General features: G+C 61.0%; 11 protein-coding genes. All 11 read left to right on the top strand.

Annotated features, from left to right (window positions below; all coding sequences use genetic code 11):
• Positions 1 to 43 precede the first annotated feature (43 nt).
• The 11 genes from M5G20_RS03540 (at position 44) to M5G20_RS03490 (ending at position 18,205) form a co-directional block, all read left to right on the top strand.
• Complete coding sequence (locus M5G20_RS03540) at positions 44 to 1,066, top strand: alpha/beta fold hydrolase (RefSeq protein ID WP_273917924.1); 1,023 nt, start codon at positions 44 to 46, stop codon at positions 1,064 to 1,066.
• A 13-nt stretch (positions 1,067 to 1,079) separates the two neighbouring features.
• Entirely contained in the window at positions 1,080 to 2,033 is a 954-nt protein-coding gene (locus tag M5G20_RS03535) for a D-2-hydroxyacid dehydrogenase family protein (RefSeq protein ID WP_273917923.1), read from the top strand.
• Positions 2,034 to 2,611: 578 nt separating this feature from the next.
• Positions 2,612 to 4,198, top strand: coding sequence for a glycogen synthase GlgA (glgA, locus tag M5G20_RS03530; protein WP_273917922.1), 1,587 nt, complete (start codon positions 2,612 to 2,614; stop codon positions 4,196 to 4,198).
• Between the two features lie 12 nt (positions 4,199 to 4,210).
• On the top strand, positions 4,211 to 6,007 hold the full coding sequence (gene treZ / locus M5G20_RS03525; protein ID WP_273917921.1) for a malto-oligosyltrehalose trehalohydrolase: 1,797 nt from the start codon (positions 4,211 to 4,213) through the stop codon (positions 6,005 to 6,007).
• The gene (malQ, locus tag M5G20_RS03520; protein ID WP_273917920.1) at positions 6,004 to 8,082 is read left to right on the top strand and encodes a 4-alpha-glucanotransferase; all 2,079 of its coding nucleotides are present in this window, start codon (positions 6,004 to 6,006) and stop codon (positions 8,080 to 8,082) included. Before treZ ends, malQ begins: the two co-directional genes overlap by 4 nt.
• A complete protein-coding gene (locus tag M5G20_RS03515) occupies positions 8,079 to 10,850 on the top strand; it encodes a malto-oligosyltrehalose synthase (RefSeq protein ID WP_273917919.1) in 2,772 nt (923 codons plus the stop codon). The genes malQ and M5G20_RS03515 overlap by 4 nt, the downstream gene beginning before the upstream one ends.
• Before the next feature lie 21 nt (positions 10,851 to 10,871).
• Positions 10,872 to 11,192 (top strand): DUF2934 domain-containing protein, encoded by a 321-nt coding sequence (locus M5G20_RS03510; protein WP_212627396.1) that lies wholly within the window; start codon positions 10,872 to 10,874, stop codon positions 11,190 to 11,192.
• Positions 11,193 to 11,333: 141 nt separating this feature from the next.
• Entirely contained in the window at positions 11,334 to 13,493 is a 2,160-nt protein-coding gene (glgX, locus tag M5G20_RS03505; RefSeq protein WP_273917918.1) for a glycogen debranching protein GlgX, read from the top strand.
• A gap of 195 nt (positions 13,494 to 13,688) precedes the next feature.
• Positions 13,689 to 14,447, top strand: a complete 759-nt coding sequence (locus M5G20_RS03500; RefSeq protein WP_273917917.1) for a PIG-L deacetylase family protein — start codon at positions 13,689 to 13,691, stop codon at positions 14,445 to 14,447.
• A 134-nt stretch (positions 14,448 to 14,581) separates the two neighbouring features.
• Positions 14,582 to 15,382 (top strand): endonuclease/exonuclease/phosphatase family protein, encoded by an 801-nt coding sequence (locus M5G20_RS03495; protein WP_150734291.1) that lies wholly within the window; start codon positions 14,582 to 14,584, stop codon positions 15,380 to 15,382.
• Positions 15,383 to 15,655: 273 nt separating this feature from the next.
• Entirely contained in the window at positions 15,656 to 18,205 is a 2,550-nt protein-coding gene (locus tag M5G20_RS03490; RefSeq protein WP_273917916.1) for an autotransporter family protein, read from the top strand.
• Positions 18,206 to 18,400: the final 195 nt, after the last annotated feature.

The raw sequence follows: 18,400 nt of genomic DNA, 5'->3' as shown, positions 1-18,400 counted from the left end.
ATCATCCCGATCCAGCATCGACGGATTTACAAAGGAGTTACCCATGCCCCTGACCCGCTCACTCTGGCTTCCCGGCCTGCTGCTCACCGCATCACTGCCGGCCCTTGCAGCTGAAAGCCCGGCCTACGGCCCCGAGTTGCAAGGCTTTGAATACCCTTACACAGTCAAGCACTTCGCCTTCGAGTCCCAGGGCAAATCCCTGCAAATGGGCTATATGGACGTCGCCGCCCATGGCAAGGCCAATGGCCGCAGCGTGGTGCTGATGCACGGCAAGAATTTTTGCGGGGCAACCTGGGAAACGTCGATCAAGGCATTGAGCGACGCCGGTTACCGGGTCATCGCGCCGGACCAGATCGGTTTCTGTACGTCCAGCAAGCCTGACCACTATCAGTACACATTCCAGCAACTGGCGAGCAACACCCAGCAATTGCTCAAGGCCCTCGGCATTCAAAAAGCCTCCCTGCTCGGCCACTCTACCGGCGGCATGCTCGCCACCCGTTACGCGCTGCAATATCCCGATCAGGTTGAACAACTGGCCCTGGTCAACCCCATCGGCCTGGAAGACTGGAAAGCCATCGGCGTGCCCTACCGCAGCGTCGATCAGTGGTACGAGCGTGAACTGAAGGTCAACGCCAAGGGCATTCATGACTACCAACGCAGCACTTACTACGACGGCCGCTGGAAGCCGGAGTTTGACCGCTGGGTGGACATGTACGCCGGCCTGGCCAAAGGCCCGGGCAAGACGCAGGTCGCATGGAACTCGGCACTGATCTACGACATGATCTTCACCCAGCCGGTGTATTACGAATTCAAGAACCTGAAAGTGCCGACCCTGTTGTTGATCGGTACGGCAGACAGCACGGCGATCAACAAAGACCTCGCCTCTCCCGAGGTGAAGGCGAAGATCGGCCGATATGACGTACTCGGCAAGCAGGTGGCCAAGCTCATTCCCCAGTCGACACTGGTGGAATTCCCGGGCCTGGGCCACGCCCCGCAGATGGAAGAACCGGCGAAATTCCACAAGGCCTTGCTCGACTGGCTGAACAAAACCAACCCCGTGCGTTAAAGAGGTAAGGCTGATGGCGGTGCAGATTGCAGTGATCGACGATTGGCAGGACGTAGCGCGCAACGTGGTTGACTGGTCGGAACTGGAAGACGTCGGCCAGGTGAGTTTCATCCACGACTACCCTGCCGATCACGACACCCTGGCCCAGCGCCTGGAAGCGTTCGAAGTGATTTGCGTGATGCGTGAACGTACGCGATTCGACGAAGACCTGCTGCGACGCCTGCCCCGACTGAAGCTGCTGGTGACCGGCGGCATGCGCAACGCCGCCCTCGACTTCAAGGCTGCGGCGGCGCTGGGCATCCAGGTGTGCGGCACCGACAGCTACAAGCATGCTGCGCCGGAATTGACCTGGGCATTGATCATGGCCGCCACCCGCAACCTCGTGACCGAAGCCAATGCCCTGCGCGCCGGCCAATGGCAACAGGGTCTGGGGGGCGATTTGCATGGCAAGACCCTGGCGATCCTCGGCCTGGGCAGCATCGGCCAGCGAGTGGCGCAGTTCGGCCAGGTGTTCGGCATGCGCGTGATCGCCTGGAGTGAAAACCTCACCGCAGAGCGGGCGACGCAGGTTGGCGTGAGTTACGTCAGCAAGCAGGAACTGTTCGAACAGGCCGACGTGCTGTCGGTACATCTGGTGCTCAGCGACCGCTCCCGAGGCCTGGTGGATGCCAGGGCTTTAAGCTGGATGAAACCCACTGCACTGCTGGTCAACACCGCACGCGGACCGATTGTCGATGAAGCGGCGCTGATCAAGGCCTTGCAGAAACGGCAACTGGCGGGGGCGGCGCTGGATGTGTTCGATGTCGAGCCGTTGCCGCCCCATCATCCGTTCCGCACCCTGGAGAACGTGCTGGCGACGCCGCATGTCGGGTACGTCAGCCAGCAGAATTACCAGCTGTTCTTTTCCCAGATGATCGAAGACATCAAAGCCTGGACCGCCGGCCAGCCAATCCGGTTGCTCAATTGATACCGGGTCATCGTTCATCGCGAGCAAGCTTGCTCCTGCAGGAATCGTTGCGATTCAAGAAACCTGTGGGAGCGAGCCTGCTCGCGATGAGACGCTGACAGCCACCACGCCAGCCAAACCAGCGCACCACAATAGTGCACCACTGCTGTTCACCCACGCACATCGTTGTGACAGTCCTGCTTCATTTCTTACCAATTTCTCAAAAAAACATGCCCTTCGTCGGTGCGATTGCCCTCCAATCCGGCACGTCCGTACCTCTTCGAACCGATTGTCGAACAATTTTGCCATCTGGCCTTTCCCGCTCTAAGTTCTGGCCTAGACTCATTTTCGCAGGGCAAAACCGGTCGGTCACAAAGTGGAAAAAAAGTCGAAACTTTTGCCACCGGTGCTCGGTCGACTGAACAGTAGGTGCGTTGCGACTGGTGCAATCCTTGCAATGGCTAATCCACCCATTCTGCTTCAGCGCATTGGGCAGCGCTTGCTCACTGTTGCGCAGCGTTTTAGTGCCCGGCCACAGGAATTGGCCACCCAACCGTTTGCCAGACGTGAGAATTAGATCAACAACACGGGAGATTCATATGATCAGTGCGGCTTTAGATGTACAGGGAGAACGTGCTCATCAGCATGTCGGCGAATCAAGCACCGTGAGTGGTCCCGCCGCCCAATCGATCAGTGTTTCCGGTAGCAAGACTCTGGCCCCCGTGGCCAGCCAGAATCCGAACAAGAAAAAAGTATTGTTCGTCACTTCTGAAATTGCCGATCTGGTGAAAACCGGTGGCCTGGGCGACGTTTCTGCCGCGCTGCCCCGGGCCATGGCGCACTTGCACGATGTGCGGGTGCTGATCCCCGGTTACCCGCAGGTGCTGCACAGCGAAAACCCGATTCACATCATCGGCGAGCTCGGTGGGCATGCCGCATTGCCGCCGTGCAAGATCGGGCGCATGGACATGCCCGACGGTCTGGTCATTTACGTGTTGATCTGCCCTGAGCTCTACGAGCGTGAAGGGTCGCCCTACGGCGCCAACAATGGCCGCGACTGGCCGGACAACCACATTCGTTTCGCCCGCCTGGGCCTGGCAGCGGCCGACATCGCCGCCAACCTCGCACAAATTCACTGGTGCCCGGACCTGGTGCACGCCCACGACTGGCCCGCAGGCCTTGCGCCCGCTTACATGCACTGGCGCGGGCAACGCACCCCGACGCTGTTCACCATCCATAACCTCGCGTACCAAGGTGTGACCAGCCTGGGCTCCTGCCCGGAACTGGGTATTCCCCATCACGCGCTGCAACAGGAAGGCATGGAGTTCTACGGCAAGATGTCGTTCCTCAAGGCCGGCATGGCCTACTCGAGCCACATCACCACCGTCAGCGCGACTTACGCCCAGGAAATCACCACACCGGATTTCGGCTGCGGTCTCGACGGCTTTCTTGCCGCCAAGACCCAGCAAGGATTGCTCAGTGGCATCCCCAATGGCATCGACGAAAGCTGGGACGCGGCCACTGACGCGCATCTGCTATGCCCCTTCAGCATCGGCGACTGGGATGGCAAGGCCGCCAACGCCGCCCATGTGCGCGAGCTGTTTGGCCTCGAAGACTCCGAGGGCCCGCTGTTCGCCGTGGTCTCGCGTCTGGTTTACCAGAAAGGCCTGGACCTCACCGAAGCGGTGTCCGAATACATCGTCAAATCCGGTGGCCAGATCGCGATCATCGGTCGTGGCGAGCCGGAAGAAGAACAAGCGATGCGCGAGCTGGCCCTGCGGTTCCCGGGGCAGATCGGCGTGCGCATCGGCTTTAACGAAACCGATGCCCGACGCATGTTCGCCGGCAGCGATTTCCTGTTGATGCCCTCGCGTTATGAACCCTGCGGCTTGAGCCAGATGTACGCCCAGCGCTTCGGTTCCCTGCCGGTGGCGCGCAATACCGGGGGCCTGGCCGACACCATTGAAAACGGCGTGACCGGTTTCCTGTTCGATGAATCCACGGTGGAAAGTTATCAGGAAGCCCTGAGCCGTGCGTTCAAAGTCTTCGCCTTCCCGGGCTTGTTGCATGCCATGCGCTGCCGGGCGATGGCTGCGCCATTCAATTGGTGCAAAGCCGTCGAACCCTATGCCGAACTCTATGAACAACTGGTTGCCAAGGCCTTGGGGAAATCGCACAAACAATAAGAGGTTTTGAAAATGCCGTTACGGACCCTTGAGACCTGGCCCCACGGCGCAATCAAGCTGGACGCAGAACAGACGCGATTTGCGTTGTGGGCGCCAGATGCGTTTTACGTCAGTGTCGAGTTGGAAAATGGACAGTCCTTGCCGTTGCTGCCTCAGGCCGACGGCTGGTTCGTGATCAACACTCGCTGCCCTGCAGGGACACGTTATCGGTTTAACATCGATGGCGAAATGGAGGTGCCCGACCCGGCCTCCCGTGCCCAGGCCGGCGACATCGACCAACACAGCCTGGTGGTCGACCCGCTTGCCTATCAGTGGCAACACAGCACCTGGCTGGGGCGACCGTGGTGCGAAGCGGTGATCTACGAGTTGCACGTTGGCGTCCTCGGTGGCTTTCAAGCGGTCGAGCAGCAACTGGCTCGTCTGGTCGAGCTGGGCGTGACCGCGATCGAGCTGATGCCCATCGCGCAGTTTCCCGGTGAACGCAATTGGGGTTATGACGGCGTGCTGCCGTATGCGCCCCAGGCTTCATACGGCACACCTGAACAACTCAAGCACCTGATCGACACGGCCCACGGCCTTGGCCTGGCGGTGATTCTCGACGTGGTCTACAACCATTTCGGGCCGGACGGCAACTACCTGCATCGCTACGCCAAAAGCTTCTTCCGCGAAGACAAGCACACGCCGTGGGGCGCGGCCATTGATTTTCGTCGGCGCGAGGTGCGGGACTTTTTCATCGAAAACGCCTTGATGTGGCTGCTGGAGTACCGCTTCGACGGTCTGCGCCTGGACGCCGTGCATGCCATCGAGGACCCGGATTTCCTCCAGGAACTGGCGCAACGGGTGCGTCAGCAGACCGATCCGTTACGGCATGTCTGGCTGATGGTGGAAAACGAACACAATCAGGCCAGTTTGCTCGAGCAAGGGTACGACGCGCAGTGGAACGATGACGGCCACAACGCGCTGCACGTTTTGCTGACCGGCGAAACCGACGCCTACTACGCTGACTATGGGCAAAACCCCACCGAGCAATTGGCCCGCTGTTTGAGCCAGGGCTTTGTGTTTCAGGGCCATATCAACCGCCATGGCGAGGCTCGCGGAGAACCCAGCGGGCATCTGCCGCCCAGCGCCTTTGTGCTGTTTTTGCAGAACCATGACCAAATCGGCAACCGCGCCTTCGGCGAGCGCCTGCATCAATTGGCCCACCCTGACGCTTTGAAGGCGGCAACGGTGTTGTTGCTGCTGTCGCCAATGATCCCGCTGATGTTCATGGGTGACGAGTTCGCGGCCGAGCAGCCGTTTCTGTTTTTCACCAGCCATCACGGTGAGCTGGCAAGGCTGGTGCGTGAAGGACGACGTAACGAGTTTGCCGCGTTCAGCGCCTTTACTGATCCGCATAAGCGCGAGCAAATTCCCGACCCGAATGCGCCGCCGACGTTCGAAGCGTCCCGGCCGACGCTGTCAGCCAGCGAGCCATCGCAGATCCACGAGCTCTATCGCCACCTGTTGCAGCTGCGCCACCAGCACATCATTCCGCGCTTACCCGGTGCCCATGCGCTGGACGCCAGCGTACTGGCTCCCGGCGCGGTGAGCGCGAGCTGGCGTTTGGGCGATGGCAGCCATCTGCGCATCGACCTGAACCTGGGCCACAAACCGCTGCAGCACAAGCCGCCCACCGACGCGAACTGGCTGTTCGAACATCCTTCAGGGTCAGCCCGGCGACTGCAACAAGGCACCCTGCCCCCGTATTGCGCGCTTGTCAGCCTCACCGCCGCAACCCCTTTGCTACCCCTTGATGGAGAGCGCCAATGAGTGATGCGCAACTTGAAATCCTTGCAAGCCGCGCCGGCCTGGCAGTCGACTGGATCGACGCCAATGGCCGCCCGCAAAAAGTCGCACCCTCAGTATTGCGCAACGTCCTCACCGGCCTGGGCCACCCGGCCGGCAGTGCCCAGGAAATCGACGCCAGCCTGCAAGAACTGCAACGGGTACAGGATACCCGGCACCTGCCACCCCTGATGACCGTGGACGTCGGTACCGGGCTCGACCTGGCCCGCTACTTCGAGCCGCAGACACCCTGCGAGATCCACCTTGAAGACGGCTCACGACTGAATCTGAAACTCGATGCCGAGGCAATTCTGCCGGGCCTGATCCCGGTGGGGTATCAGCATGTCAGCATCGACGGCCAAACCTTTACCCTGGCCGTGGCCCCGGAACGCTGCTACAGCGTCGGCGATGCGGTCGACAGCCCGATCCCCCGCACCTGGGGCCTGAGCGTTCAACTGTATGCCTTGCGGCGTGCCGGCGACGGCGGATTCGGTGATACCCAGGCGCTGGAAGATCTCGCGCGGGTAGCCGGCGAGCGCGGTGCCGAAGCACTGGCGATCAGCCCGCTGCACGCGATGTTCAGCAACGATACTCAGCGTTACAGCCCTTATTCGCCGTCCAGTCGTTTGTTTCTCAATAGCCTGTACTGCGCGCCGGGTGCCATTCTCGGTGAGCGGGCCATGCGCGCCGCCATTGATGCCACCGGCCTTGGTGACCCACTCAAGCACCTTGAAGAACTGCCACTGATCGACTGGCCCACCGCCGCCGAGGCCAAACACAGACTATTGCAGGCGCTGTACGAGGGCTTCGTGCAAGGCGAACACCCATTGCACGCCGATTTCAGCAGTTTTCGCCACGCCGGTGGCGAAGCCCTGGAAAACCACTGCCGCTTCGAAGCCATCCAGGAAGCGCGGGCCGCCAAGGGTGAAAGCCTCGATTGGCGTGAGTGGCCGGAACAATGGCGCAACCCGCGCAGCGCCGCGCTGGCTGAATTCGCCGAAGAGAATGCCGGGCGCATTGGTTTCTTCGCTTTCTGCCAGTGGTTGATCACCCGCTGCCTGGAGCGCGCGCAAGCCGCCGCCCGCAGCAGTGGCATGGGCATTGGCCTGATCGCCGATCTGGCGGTGGGTGCCGATGGCGGTGGCAGCCAGGCCTGGAGCCGCCAGGATGAATTGCTTGCTGCGCTGACAGTCGGCGCGCCACCGGACATTCTCAATCGCACCGGTCAAGGTTGGGGAATCTCGGCGTTTTCACCGGAAGGTCTGGTGCGCCACGGCTTCCGTGCCTTCATCGAGATGCTCCGGGCCAATTTCGCCCATGCCGGTGGCCTGCGGATCGACCACATCATGGGCCTGCAACGTTTATGGGTGATCCCCAACGGCGCATCACCCGCCGACGGCGCCTACCTTTATTACCCGGTCGACGATTTGCTGCGCTTGCTGACGCTGGAATCCCATCGGCACCAGGCCATCGTCCTCGGCGAAGACCTTGGCACCGTGCCGGATGGCCTGCGGGAAAAACTCATCGCCCGCTCGATACTGGGCATGCGGGTGTTGCTGTTCGAGCAGGACAACACCCACTTCAAGTCGATTCTCGAATGGCCGGACAACGCCTTGGCGACCACCAGTACCCACGACCTGCCGACCCTCAATGGCTGGTGGCACGGTCGCGACATCGACTGGAATGCCCGCCTTGGCATGGTCGATGCCAACGGCGAAATCGAGTGGCGCCAACATCGCGAACGCGAGCGCGAAGGCCTGCGCCGGACCTTGAGCCAGGATCCGCAGAACTTTCGCGAAGAGTCCCACGAGACCGATCAGGTGCTCGACGCCAGCGTGCGTTTCCTCGGCCACACCCGCGCGCCGCTGGTCTTGTTGCCGCTTGAGGATGCACTGGGAATCGAACAGCAGGCCAACCTGCCCGGCACCATCGATGCCCACCCGAACTGGTCGCGACGCCTGCCCGGTTACAGCGAAGCGCTGCTCGATAACGAAGACGCCGCCCGGCGTCTGGAACTGCTCGCCTGCGCGCGACTCCAGGCGGCCGAGCGTGACCAATGAATGCAGTGACAATGCGGCCTTTACGGGCAACCCTGCGGCTGCAATTCCATAAAGGCTTCACCCTGGACGATGCGGTGCCACTGGTGCCGTACTTCGCCCGCCTCGGGATCAGCCATGTCTACGCCTCGCCCCTGCTGAGTGCCCGCGCCGGCTCGATGCACGGCTATGACGTGGTAGACCCGACCACGGTCAATCCGGAGTTGGGCGGCGAACCGGCACTGCGGCGTCTGGTCAGCGCGTTGCGCGGGCAAAACATGGGGCTGATTCTCGACATCGTTTCCAACCACATGGCGGTTGGCGGCAACGATAATCCCTGGTGGCTGGACTTGCTGGAATGGGGACGGCTGAGCCCGTACGGCGAGTTCTTCGATATCCAGTGGCACTCGCCCGATCCGTTGATGGAAGGTCAGTTGCTGTTGCCATTTCTTGGCAGCGACTACGGCGTCGCCCTGCAGGACGGCACCTTGAAGCTGCGCTTCGATGAGCGCGGTGCGTTTTATGTCGAGCATTACGATCATCACTTCCCCATTTGCCCCAGCCATTACGGTGAACTGCTCAAGGCCGAAGACGAGCCGCTCAAATTACTGGCCAATCGTTTCAGCACCCTGAGCTATCAAACTGACGCCCACAGCCTGGCGATTGCGTTGAAAGACGAGTTGCGCGAACTGGCCAGCCATCCCGCGATTCTGCAAGGCATCGAGCACAATCTGAAAGCCTACGACTCGCAGACCTGCGAAGGTTTCCAGCGACTGCACGACCTGCTGGAACGCCAAAGCTATCGCCTCGCGAGTTGGCGCACCGCCGCCGATGACATCAATTGGCGGCGCTTTTTCGATGTCAACGAACTGGGTGGATTGCGGGTCGAGCGTCCAGCGGTATTCGAGGCGACCCACGCGAAAATTTTCCAGCTGGTGGCTGAGGGGCTGGTCGACGGCTTGCGCATCGACCATATCGACGGTCTGGCGGGCCCGCGGGGCTACTGCCGCAAACTGCGGCGGCGGGTCGACAGCCTGGCGCCGGGCCGGCACTTGCCGATCTACGTCGAAAAAATCCTTGGCGAAGGCGAAACCCTGCACCGCGACTGGTCGGTGGATGGCACCACCGGCTACGAATTCATGAACCAGTTGTCACTGCTGCAACACGACCCCGACGGCGAGACCACCCTGGGGGAAGTCTGGCAGCGCTACAGCGAACGCCCGGCCGATTTCCGCCAGGAAACGCTACTGGCGCGCCAGCAGATCCTCAACGGCTCGCTCGCCGGGGATTTCGAAAGCGTGGCCCAGGCTTTGTTGCAAGTGGCCCGGGACGACCTGATGACCCGCGATTTGACGCTCGGGGCGATCCGGCGAGCGTTGCAGGAATTGATCGTGCATTTCTCGGTGTACCGCACTTACATCAGTGCACTTGGACGCTCGGCCCAGGACGAGGTGTTTTTCCAGCAGGCCATGGACGGCGCCCGCCAGACACTGGGCGAGGCCGACTGGCCGGTGCTCGACTGCCTGGCCAATTGGCTCGGTGGCGAGGCGTGGCGCAAGCGCCCTGCCGGACGCCTGCGCAAGCGCCTCAAGCATGCCTGCGTGCGCTTTCAACAGCTGACGTCTCCCGCCGCCGCGAAAGCCGTGGAAGACACCGCGTTCTATCGCTCGGCGGTGTTGCTGTCGCGAAATGACGTGGGCTTCAGCACCGAACAATTCAGTGCGCCGGTATCTGATTTCCATGAGGCGAACCGCAAGCGCCTGGAATTGTTTCCCGACAACCTGCTCGCCACCGCGACCCACGATCACAAGCGCGGCGAAGATACCCGCGCGCGCCTGGCCGTCCTGAGTGAGCGCAGTAAGTGGTACGTCGAACAGATCGGTCTTTGGCACGCCCTCGCCCGCCCGCTGCGCGACGATGACCAGATGCCATCTGCCGGTGATGAGTTGTTTCTCTATCAAGCGCTCCTTGGCAGTTGGCCGCTGGACTTGCACCCCGACGACCCACAGGCGCTTGAAGCCTACGCCCGACGCATCAGTCAATGGCAACGCAAAGCCCTGCGCGAAGCCAAGTTGCAGAGCAGCTGGAGCGCGCCCAACGATGTCTACGAACAAGCCACCGAACGCTTCACCCAGCGCCTGCTGCTGAGTCCCGAAGGTGACCTGTTGCGCACCGCCCTCGCCAAGGTAGCCCGGACGATTGCCGTACCCGGCGCCCTGAATGGCTTGGCGCAAACTTTGCTGCGCATGACCGTGCCGGGTGTGCCGGATCTTTATCAGGGCAACGAGTTCTGGGACTTCTCGCTGGTCGATCCGGACAACCGCCGCCCGGTGGATTACGCCAGTCGCCAACAGGCCTTGCAGCAGCCGTTCAATCTGCCTGATCTGTTGGCGAACTGGCGCGACGGGCGCATCAAGCAAGCCTTGATTGCGCGGACTTTAAACCTGCGTGCCGAGCACGCCGAGCTGTTTCGACACGGCACTTACCAGGCGCTCGACATCATCGGCAGCCAGGCCCATCGGGTGCTTGGGTTTGTTCGCGAATGGGAGGGTAAACGCGCCATCGTCATCGTGCCGATCCGTTGCGCGCCGCTGCTGGAAAACAGTGCCGTGCCACACGTGGACGCGCCGCAGTGGGGCGATACCCGGATCAATTTGCCCTCCACCACTGCAGACGAAAATCTGAAGGGACTTTTTTCCAGCGCCACAGTCACAAAACACAAGGAGCTGTTAATCAGCGACGCGCTGGGGGATTTCCCGGTCAATCTCATTATCCAAACTATCGACACTTGAGTTCAGTTCAGGAGCATTGCGATGAGTACCGACGATAAACGCATCCGCGAGTTTGCCTATCAGATCTGGGAGTCGGAAGGAAAACCCGAAGGCCAGGAATCTCGCCACTGGGAGATGGCGCGCAAGCTGGCCGAGGCCGAAGCCCTGGCGCCGAAAAAACCGCCGAAGGCGCCGGCCAGCAAACCTGCCGTCAGCAAAACCGCCAATGGCAAGGCAGGCGAGGTCAAGGTGGCAGCGGCGAAGGCGAAAGCCAAACCGGCCGCGGCGTCTTCCGTCGTTCCTCCCGGTGAAAAAGCCGCCGCGAAAAAGCCCCGCGCGGCACGAAAACCGCCAGCGGTCTGATTTTCAGCTGTAGTCCTGAATGAGTAAGTGGCGGGTCAGCTCGCCACTGCGGGCGCGCTCATCCCCGCAAAACACCTGTGGGAACGAGCCTGCTCGCTGCCACACGTTCCGTATCCGTTTTTGTCCATTGCAGGAGCATCTATGACCCGTCCAAAAAAAGACACGCCAGCCCCCCATGCCGAGCCCTCGCGAATCCGTGAAGGTCTGCCCTTTCCGCTGGGTGCGACCTGGGATGGTCTAGGGGTCAACTTTGCCTTGTTCTCTGCCAACGCCACCAAGGTCGAACTGTGCATTTTCGATGATGCGGGCGAAGTGGAACTGGAACGCATTGAACTGCCGGAATACACCGACGAGATCTACCACGGCTACCTGCCTGACGCGCATCCGGGGCTGATTTATGGCTACCGCGTCTACGGTCCGTATGACCCGGCCAACGGACATCGCTTCAACCACAACAAGCTGCTGATCGACCCTTATGCCAAGCAATTGGTCGGCCAGTTGAAATGGTCCGAAGCGTTGTTCGGCTACACCATCGGTCATCCCGACGCCGACCTCAGTTTCGATGAACGTGACAGCGCGCCTTACGTGCCCAAGTGCAAAGTCATCGACCCTGCGCACACCTGGGGCCATGACCATCGCGTTAGCGTGCCGTGGGACAAGACCATCATCTATGAGACCCACGTGCGCGGCATCAGCATGCGCCACCCTTCCGTACCGGAAAACGTACGCGGTACCTTCGCCGGCCTGATGGTCGACGACGTGCTGGAACACATTCGTAAACTCGGCGTGTCGACCGTGGAGTTGCTGCCGATCCACGCCTTCGTCAACGACCAGCATCTGCTGCACAAAGGCATGACCAATTACTGGGGCTACAACAGCATCGCCTTCTTTGCCCCCGACCCGCGTTACCTGGCCAGCGGCAAGATCGCCGAATTCAAAGAGATGGTCGCGCACCTGCACGAAGCCAATCTGGAAGTGATCCTCGACGTGGTCTACAACCACACCGCCGAGGGCAACGAGCAAGGCCCGACCCTGTCCATGCGCGGCATCGACAACGCCTCGTATTACCGCTTGATGCCCGATGACAAACGCTTCTACATCAACGATTCCGGCACCGGCAACACCCTTGACCTGAGCCACCCGTGCGTGCTGCAAATGGTCACCGACTCCCTGCGCTACTGGGCCTCGGAAATGCACGTCGACGGTTTCCGCTTCGACCTGGCGACCATTCTCGGGCGCTACCACGACGGTTTCGACGAGCGCCACAGCTTCCTCGTGGCCTGCCGGCAGGACCCGGTATTGCGCCAGGTCAAGATGATTGCCGAGCCATGGGACTGCGGGCCTGGCGGTTATCAGGTCGGCAACTTCCCGCCGGGCTGGGTCGAGTGGAACGACAAGTTTCGCGACACCGTGCGCGCATTCTGGAAAGGCGACGATGGGCAACTGGCTGACTTTGCCAGCCGCATGACCGCTTCCGGCGAGATGTTCAATCAGCGTGGCCGGCGGCCGTATTCCTCGGTGAACTTCATCACCGCCCACGACGGTTTCACCCTCAACGATCTGGTGTCGTACAACGACAAACACAACGAAGCCAACGACGAAAACAATCAGGACGGCAGCAATAACAACCTGTCCTGGAACCACGGCGTCGAAGGCCCGACCGACGACCCGGAAATCAACGAATTGCGGCATCGGCAAATGCGTAACTTCTTTGCCACGCTGCTGTTGGCCCAGGGCACGCCGATGCTGGTGGCCGGCGACGAGTTCGCCCGTACCCAGGATGGCAACAACAATGCCTATTGTCAGGACAGCGAAATCGGCTGGGTCAACTGGGACCTCAGCGAAGACGGCAAGGCGCTGCTCAAGTTCGTCAAACGCCTGATCAAATTGCGCCTGGCCTACCCGATCCTGCGTCGTGGACGCTTTCTGGTCGGCAATTACAACGAAGACATCGGCGTCAAGGACGTTACCTGGCTGGCGCCGGACGGCAGCGAAATGACCACCGAGCACTGGCACGATGCGCATAATCGTTGCATGGGCATGCTGCTGGATGGCCGTGCACAGGAAACCGGCATTCGCCGCAAGGGCGCCGACGCGACCCTGCTGCTGGTGGTCAATGCCCATCACGACATCGTCAACTTCCTGTTGCCGGAAGTGCCTGATGGCGGGTTCTGGACCTGCATGATCGACACCAACCAGCCATCGATCCGCGGCCAGGAGCGTTTCGAGTTCGGTCACGAGTATTCGGTCACCGGCCGCTCGCTGCTGCTGTTCGAGTTGCAACGTGAGGAAGAGGAGTAAAAACATTCGCGGTGTACCGGCCAGCTAAAAACTTGCCGTTGGGAACCTCGGACGCGACGAATAACGTTCCATGAGCAATACTCGATGCGCGGCATTCCAGGGTTGGGAATGCCGCGCATCGTTATCAACCTGCCCTCACGGGTCTTGTCAGCATCGGGCACGACTGAAGGCGTAACGACACAAGGACGTAGCCTCATGAAACCTGTTTCCCTCAGCGAAAGCAGCCTGCCAGCGCAGATCTGGAACAGTGCCCTGCAACTGGACAACATCCCGGTCATCAGCACGCAATCCCTGGTCCCGCCCGGTGCCCGCGCCGTGGTGATCGCCCCGCATCCCGGCGATGAAGTGGTGACCTGCGGCGGATTGTTGCAACTGCTGAGCACGATGGGCCATCCCCTGCAATTGATTTCGATCACCGACGGCAGCGCCAGTCATCCGGGCTCGCAGCAGTGGTCAGAAAAGCGCCTGAGTGTGTTTCGTTCCCAGGAGAGCGTCGAAGCCCTGCGTCGGCTTGGGTTGCCGATGCACAGCCTGAAATGGATTCGCGGCGGCTTCACCGACAACGTCCTGGCTGAGCACGAACTGGAGCTGACCCGATTCATCGCCCGTTACCTGCGCCCCGGCGACGTGGTATTCAGTACCTGGGCTGCGGACGGTCTCAGCGACCATGATGCCGTGGGCCGTGCCAGCGCCAACGCAGCCACCATCGCCGGGGCGACATTCAACGAAGTGCCGGTCTGGGCGTGGCACTGGCCAGCGCGGGATCGCGAACTGATCCCCTGGCATCGCGCGCGCAAGCTGCGCCTGGACACCTGGACAGTCGCCCGTAAAAGCCATGCCACCCATGCATACGCCAGTCAGCTGGACGGCGAACCCGCCATCGGCATCGCCCCGCTGTTGCCCCGAGTACTGCTGGAGCGAATGCGTTTGCCCTATGAAATCGTGTTTGTCTGAATTGAGCGAATCCTGAATGCTGGATCCTGCTCGCTCCGGCAATTGAACGGAGCCGATCACGCGATCGCCCAAACTGAACTGCCTGGCGGCGCATCAGTCGCATACATAAGCCATCCGCATTCAGAGGAGTGAACGTGACCACCCATTCCAAGTCACAGACGGCCGAGTCGGTGCCACTGGCCAATCCCCCGGCCATTCATCGCTTGCGTGTGCTGACGGTCAATACCCACAAGGGCTTCACCGCCCTGAACCGGCGTTTCATCCTCCCGGAGTTGCGAGAAGCGGTGCGCAGTACGTCGGCGGACCTGGTGTTTCTGCAGGAGGTCGTCGGCGAGCATGATGGCCATTCGTCCCGCTACAACAACTGGCCGCAGACCTCGCAATACGAGTTTCTGGCGGACAGCATGTGGAGCGATTTCGCCTACGGACGCAACGCGGTCTACCCCGACGGCCACCACGGCAACGCCCTGCTGTCGAAGTACCCGATTCGCGAATACCGCAACCTCGACGTGTCCATTACCGGCCCGGAGCGTCGCGGCTTGCTGCACTGCGTGCTCGATGTGCCGGGGCACGCCGAAGTCCACGCCATCTGCGTGCATCTCAGTCTTCTGGAAAGCCATCGTCAGTTGCAGCTGCAGTTGCTTTGCCAATTGCTCGAATCCCTGCCTGACGACGCACCCGTGATCATCGCCGGCGATTTCAACGACTGGCAACTGCAAGGCAACGCCGCCCTCGCCCGCCGCGACTATCTGCACGAAGCCTTCGAACGCCACCACGGTCGCCCTGCCAAAACCTACCCGGCGCGCTTTCCATTGCTGCGGCTGGATCGTATCTATCTGCGCAATGCCAGCAGCCACGATCCAAAAATACTCGGCAGCAAGCCCTGGACCCACCTGTCGGATCACTTGCCGCTGGCAGTAGAAGTCCATCTATAGGCACGCGAACCTGCGTCCTCGCTCGGTCAAATGTTCAGGCGACCTGTCATTTGTGTCAGTAGCGGTGTCCGAAAACTGCTGTTACGGTCGTGATGTCCGTACCGATTCTGTTACGAACAGGAAAAACACCGTAGCCACCGTTGCCGAAGTTTCCCGAAAAAGGGAAATCACTTTGCTGATGCTGTCTCGCAACCTGCGCTGCCGAAGGTGCTGATGCCCTGTCACTGTTGACAACAGGCCAGTCAGCCACTGATCAACGTGCGAGGGACTTGCATGACATTTGCTACCGAGCGGCCCAAATACCGTTACAGCGCTTGCGCGTTCTCCTTTCTGCTTGTCATCGGTTGGCCTCATACCGCCCAGGCGGCGTGTACCTTCACCCCTACCGCCGGCAACGATACCCACCTGTGTGACAGTGGCACCGGCGGCCCCCTGAGCGATCTGGCCGGCGATAACACCCTGAACCTACCGGCCAACGGCACTGGCACGATCAATGGCAACGTGACGTTCGGCGCCGGCATCGACACCATCAACATGGATTCCGGGCAGATCGTCGGCATCGTCAATCTGGGCGACGGCGCGGATGTCTTCAACATCAGCGCCGGGCAAGTCACCGAAGCCGTCAACCAAGGCAATGGCATCGACAATTTCACCATGACCGGCGGCACGATCCAGTCCCTGGCCCAGGGTGACAACCGCGATTTCTTCCTGATGACCGGCGGTACGATTGTCGGCGCCTTCGAGGACGGTGATACCGCCAGGATGACCGCAGGCACCATCGGCCGGGTCGACATGAAGCTCGACAACAACCTGTTCGATATGTCTGGCGGGGAGATCATCGGCAACTTGGTCACCGGGTTCGGCACCGACACCATCATCGTTTCCGGCGGCAGGGTTGGCGGCAACGTCAGCGTCAGCGGCGGCAACGACAGCATTACCGTGACCGGCGGGGAGATCGTTGGCGAAATCCGCGCCAGTGCCGGCAATGACACATTTCTATGGGACGGTGGCGGCATCATCCGCTCGGCGATCCTGATGGGCGATGACAACGACAGCGCTATTGTGCGCAACCTGAGTGAGTCCACACTCGCCCTGACCCCGAGCATCGACGGTGGCCCTGGCACCGATCAGTTAACCTTTGATCACACCGCATCCGCCGGCGCCGCCCGTTACATCAACTGGGAAACTGTCAGCCTGAGCAATGGCTCCCGGTTCGACGTCGACGGTAACGTCGTGCTCGGCGACAGCATCACCGGCAGCGGCGAGTTCAACGTCGACGGCAGCAGCGTCATAACGTCCACCCAAGGCAGCATCACGCCGTTCACCGCTGGCCAGCATGCCACCTTGAACAACGCCGGGACCATCGACCTCGGCAGCGGCAATACCCGCACCAGCGACACCCTGACCGTGCAAGGCAATTACGCAGGCAATGGCGGCCAGTTGTGGGTGCAAAGTGTACTGGGCGGCGACAACTCGCCCAGCGACAAACTGGTGGTCAACGACGGCACCTTGACCGGCTCCACTGCCATCACCGTCAGCAACCTCGGTGGCGCAGGTGCGCAAACCCTGCAAAACGGTATCCAAGTGGTCCAGGCCCAAGGCACTGCGGTGAGCAGCAATGACGCCTTCACCCTGAAGGCGCCAGTGTCGGCCGGTGCTTTCGATTACGTCCTGTACAAGGGTGGCGTAACGCCTGGCAGCGAGAACAGTTGGTACTTGAGTTCATCCGTGGCGGCAGCGCCATTGGTCGAAGTGCCCAACCCTGATCCAGCCTTGCCGCCGATTCTGGTGCCGCTGGTGGCGGCGCCAGTGGCAGCGGCCGGCAGCCCCGCGTTGCCGACACCCGCACCCGGCGCCGCACCCATTCCCCTTTATCGTCCGGAAGTGCCGACGTGGTCGGCATTGCCACCCGCAGCGGCACAGCTGGCCTTGAATGCACTCGGCACCTTCCACGATCGTCAGGGCGACCAACGCCTGCTGACCGAGACCGGTGCTTTTGGGGCGGGTTGGGGTCGGGTCTATGGCAAGAACTTCGAGCAGACCTGGGCAGGCACCGTCACGCCGAAACTCGACGGCTCGCTGAACGGTTTCCAGGTCGGCAATGACCTGTTCGGTTCGCAATTGTCTGGCGGGCAAACCCAGCGTACGGGTTTCTTCGTCGGCCACAGCCGCTTGAAGGGTGATGTCGACGGATTCAACCAGGGCTTCGAAGACAAACGCGCTGGCAAGGTCGAACTCGAAGGCGACAGCCTCGGTGCCTATTGGACGTTGACCGATCCGGGCAATGCCTACATCGACGCCGTCGCGATGTACACCTGGCTCAACGGTGACAGCCATTCCGAACGCGGCCTGAAAATCGACAACGACGGGCACGCCGTGACCCTGTCTGTGGAGGCCGGTTATCCGTTCGCGGTGGCGAACGATTGGTTGGTCGAACCCCAGGCGCAAATCATCCATCAACGGATCGAACTCGACAGCCAGCACGACGGCATCTCCGATGTGGAGTTCGATTCCGATCCCGCCTGGATCGGCCGAGTCGGTGCTCGCCTCAAAGGTCGCTATGACGTCAGCGGACTGCCACTGGAACCCTATCTGCGGGCGAATCTGTGGCACACCTTTTCGGGCACCGATACGGTCACTTTTGCCGGTACCACCGATATCGACACCGAACAGCAGTCATCCTGGCTCGATGTGGGCATCGGCGCGAACCTGTCCCTCGCGCCCAGCGTCAGCGCGTATGCCAATGTCGATTACAGCAGCAATATCGACAGCAATCAGCAACGGGGTGTCGTCGCTAATCTGGGTGTCAGGGTGCGCTGGTAAACACCGAGCAAAGGCTCTAGTACGTGACTTTTTTGACGATTTTTCCATTTAACAAGTACTTAGAGAGGCGCCGTAAATCAGTCACTTACAATCCGTAAAATACCACTACCACTTATCGGCCATTTTCTTGACGCAGTGGTGGGGGTCCACTTGACTTCACGTTACTACCCCCGGAAACACAATCAGGGGCAAGCC

The sequence above is a fragment of the Pseudomonas sp. TNT2022 ID1044 genome, from assembly GCF_028656895.1.
In the GTDB taxonomy this organism is placed as follows: domain Bacteria; phylum Pseudomonadota; class Gammaproteobacteria; order Pseudomonadales; family Pseudomonadaceae; genus Aquipseudomonas; species Aquipseudomonas reinekei.
This window is presented reverse-complemented; position numbering and strand designations above follow the sequence as displayed.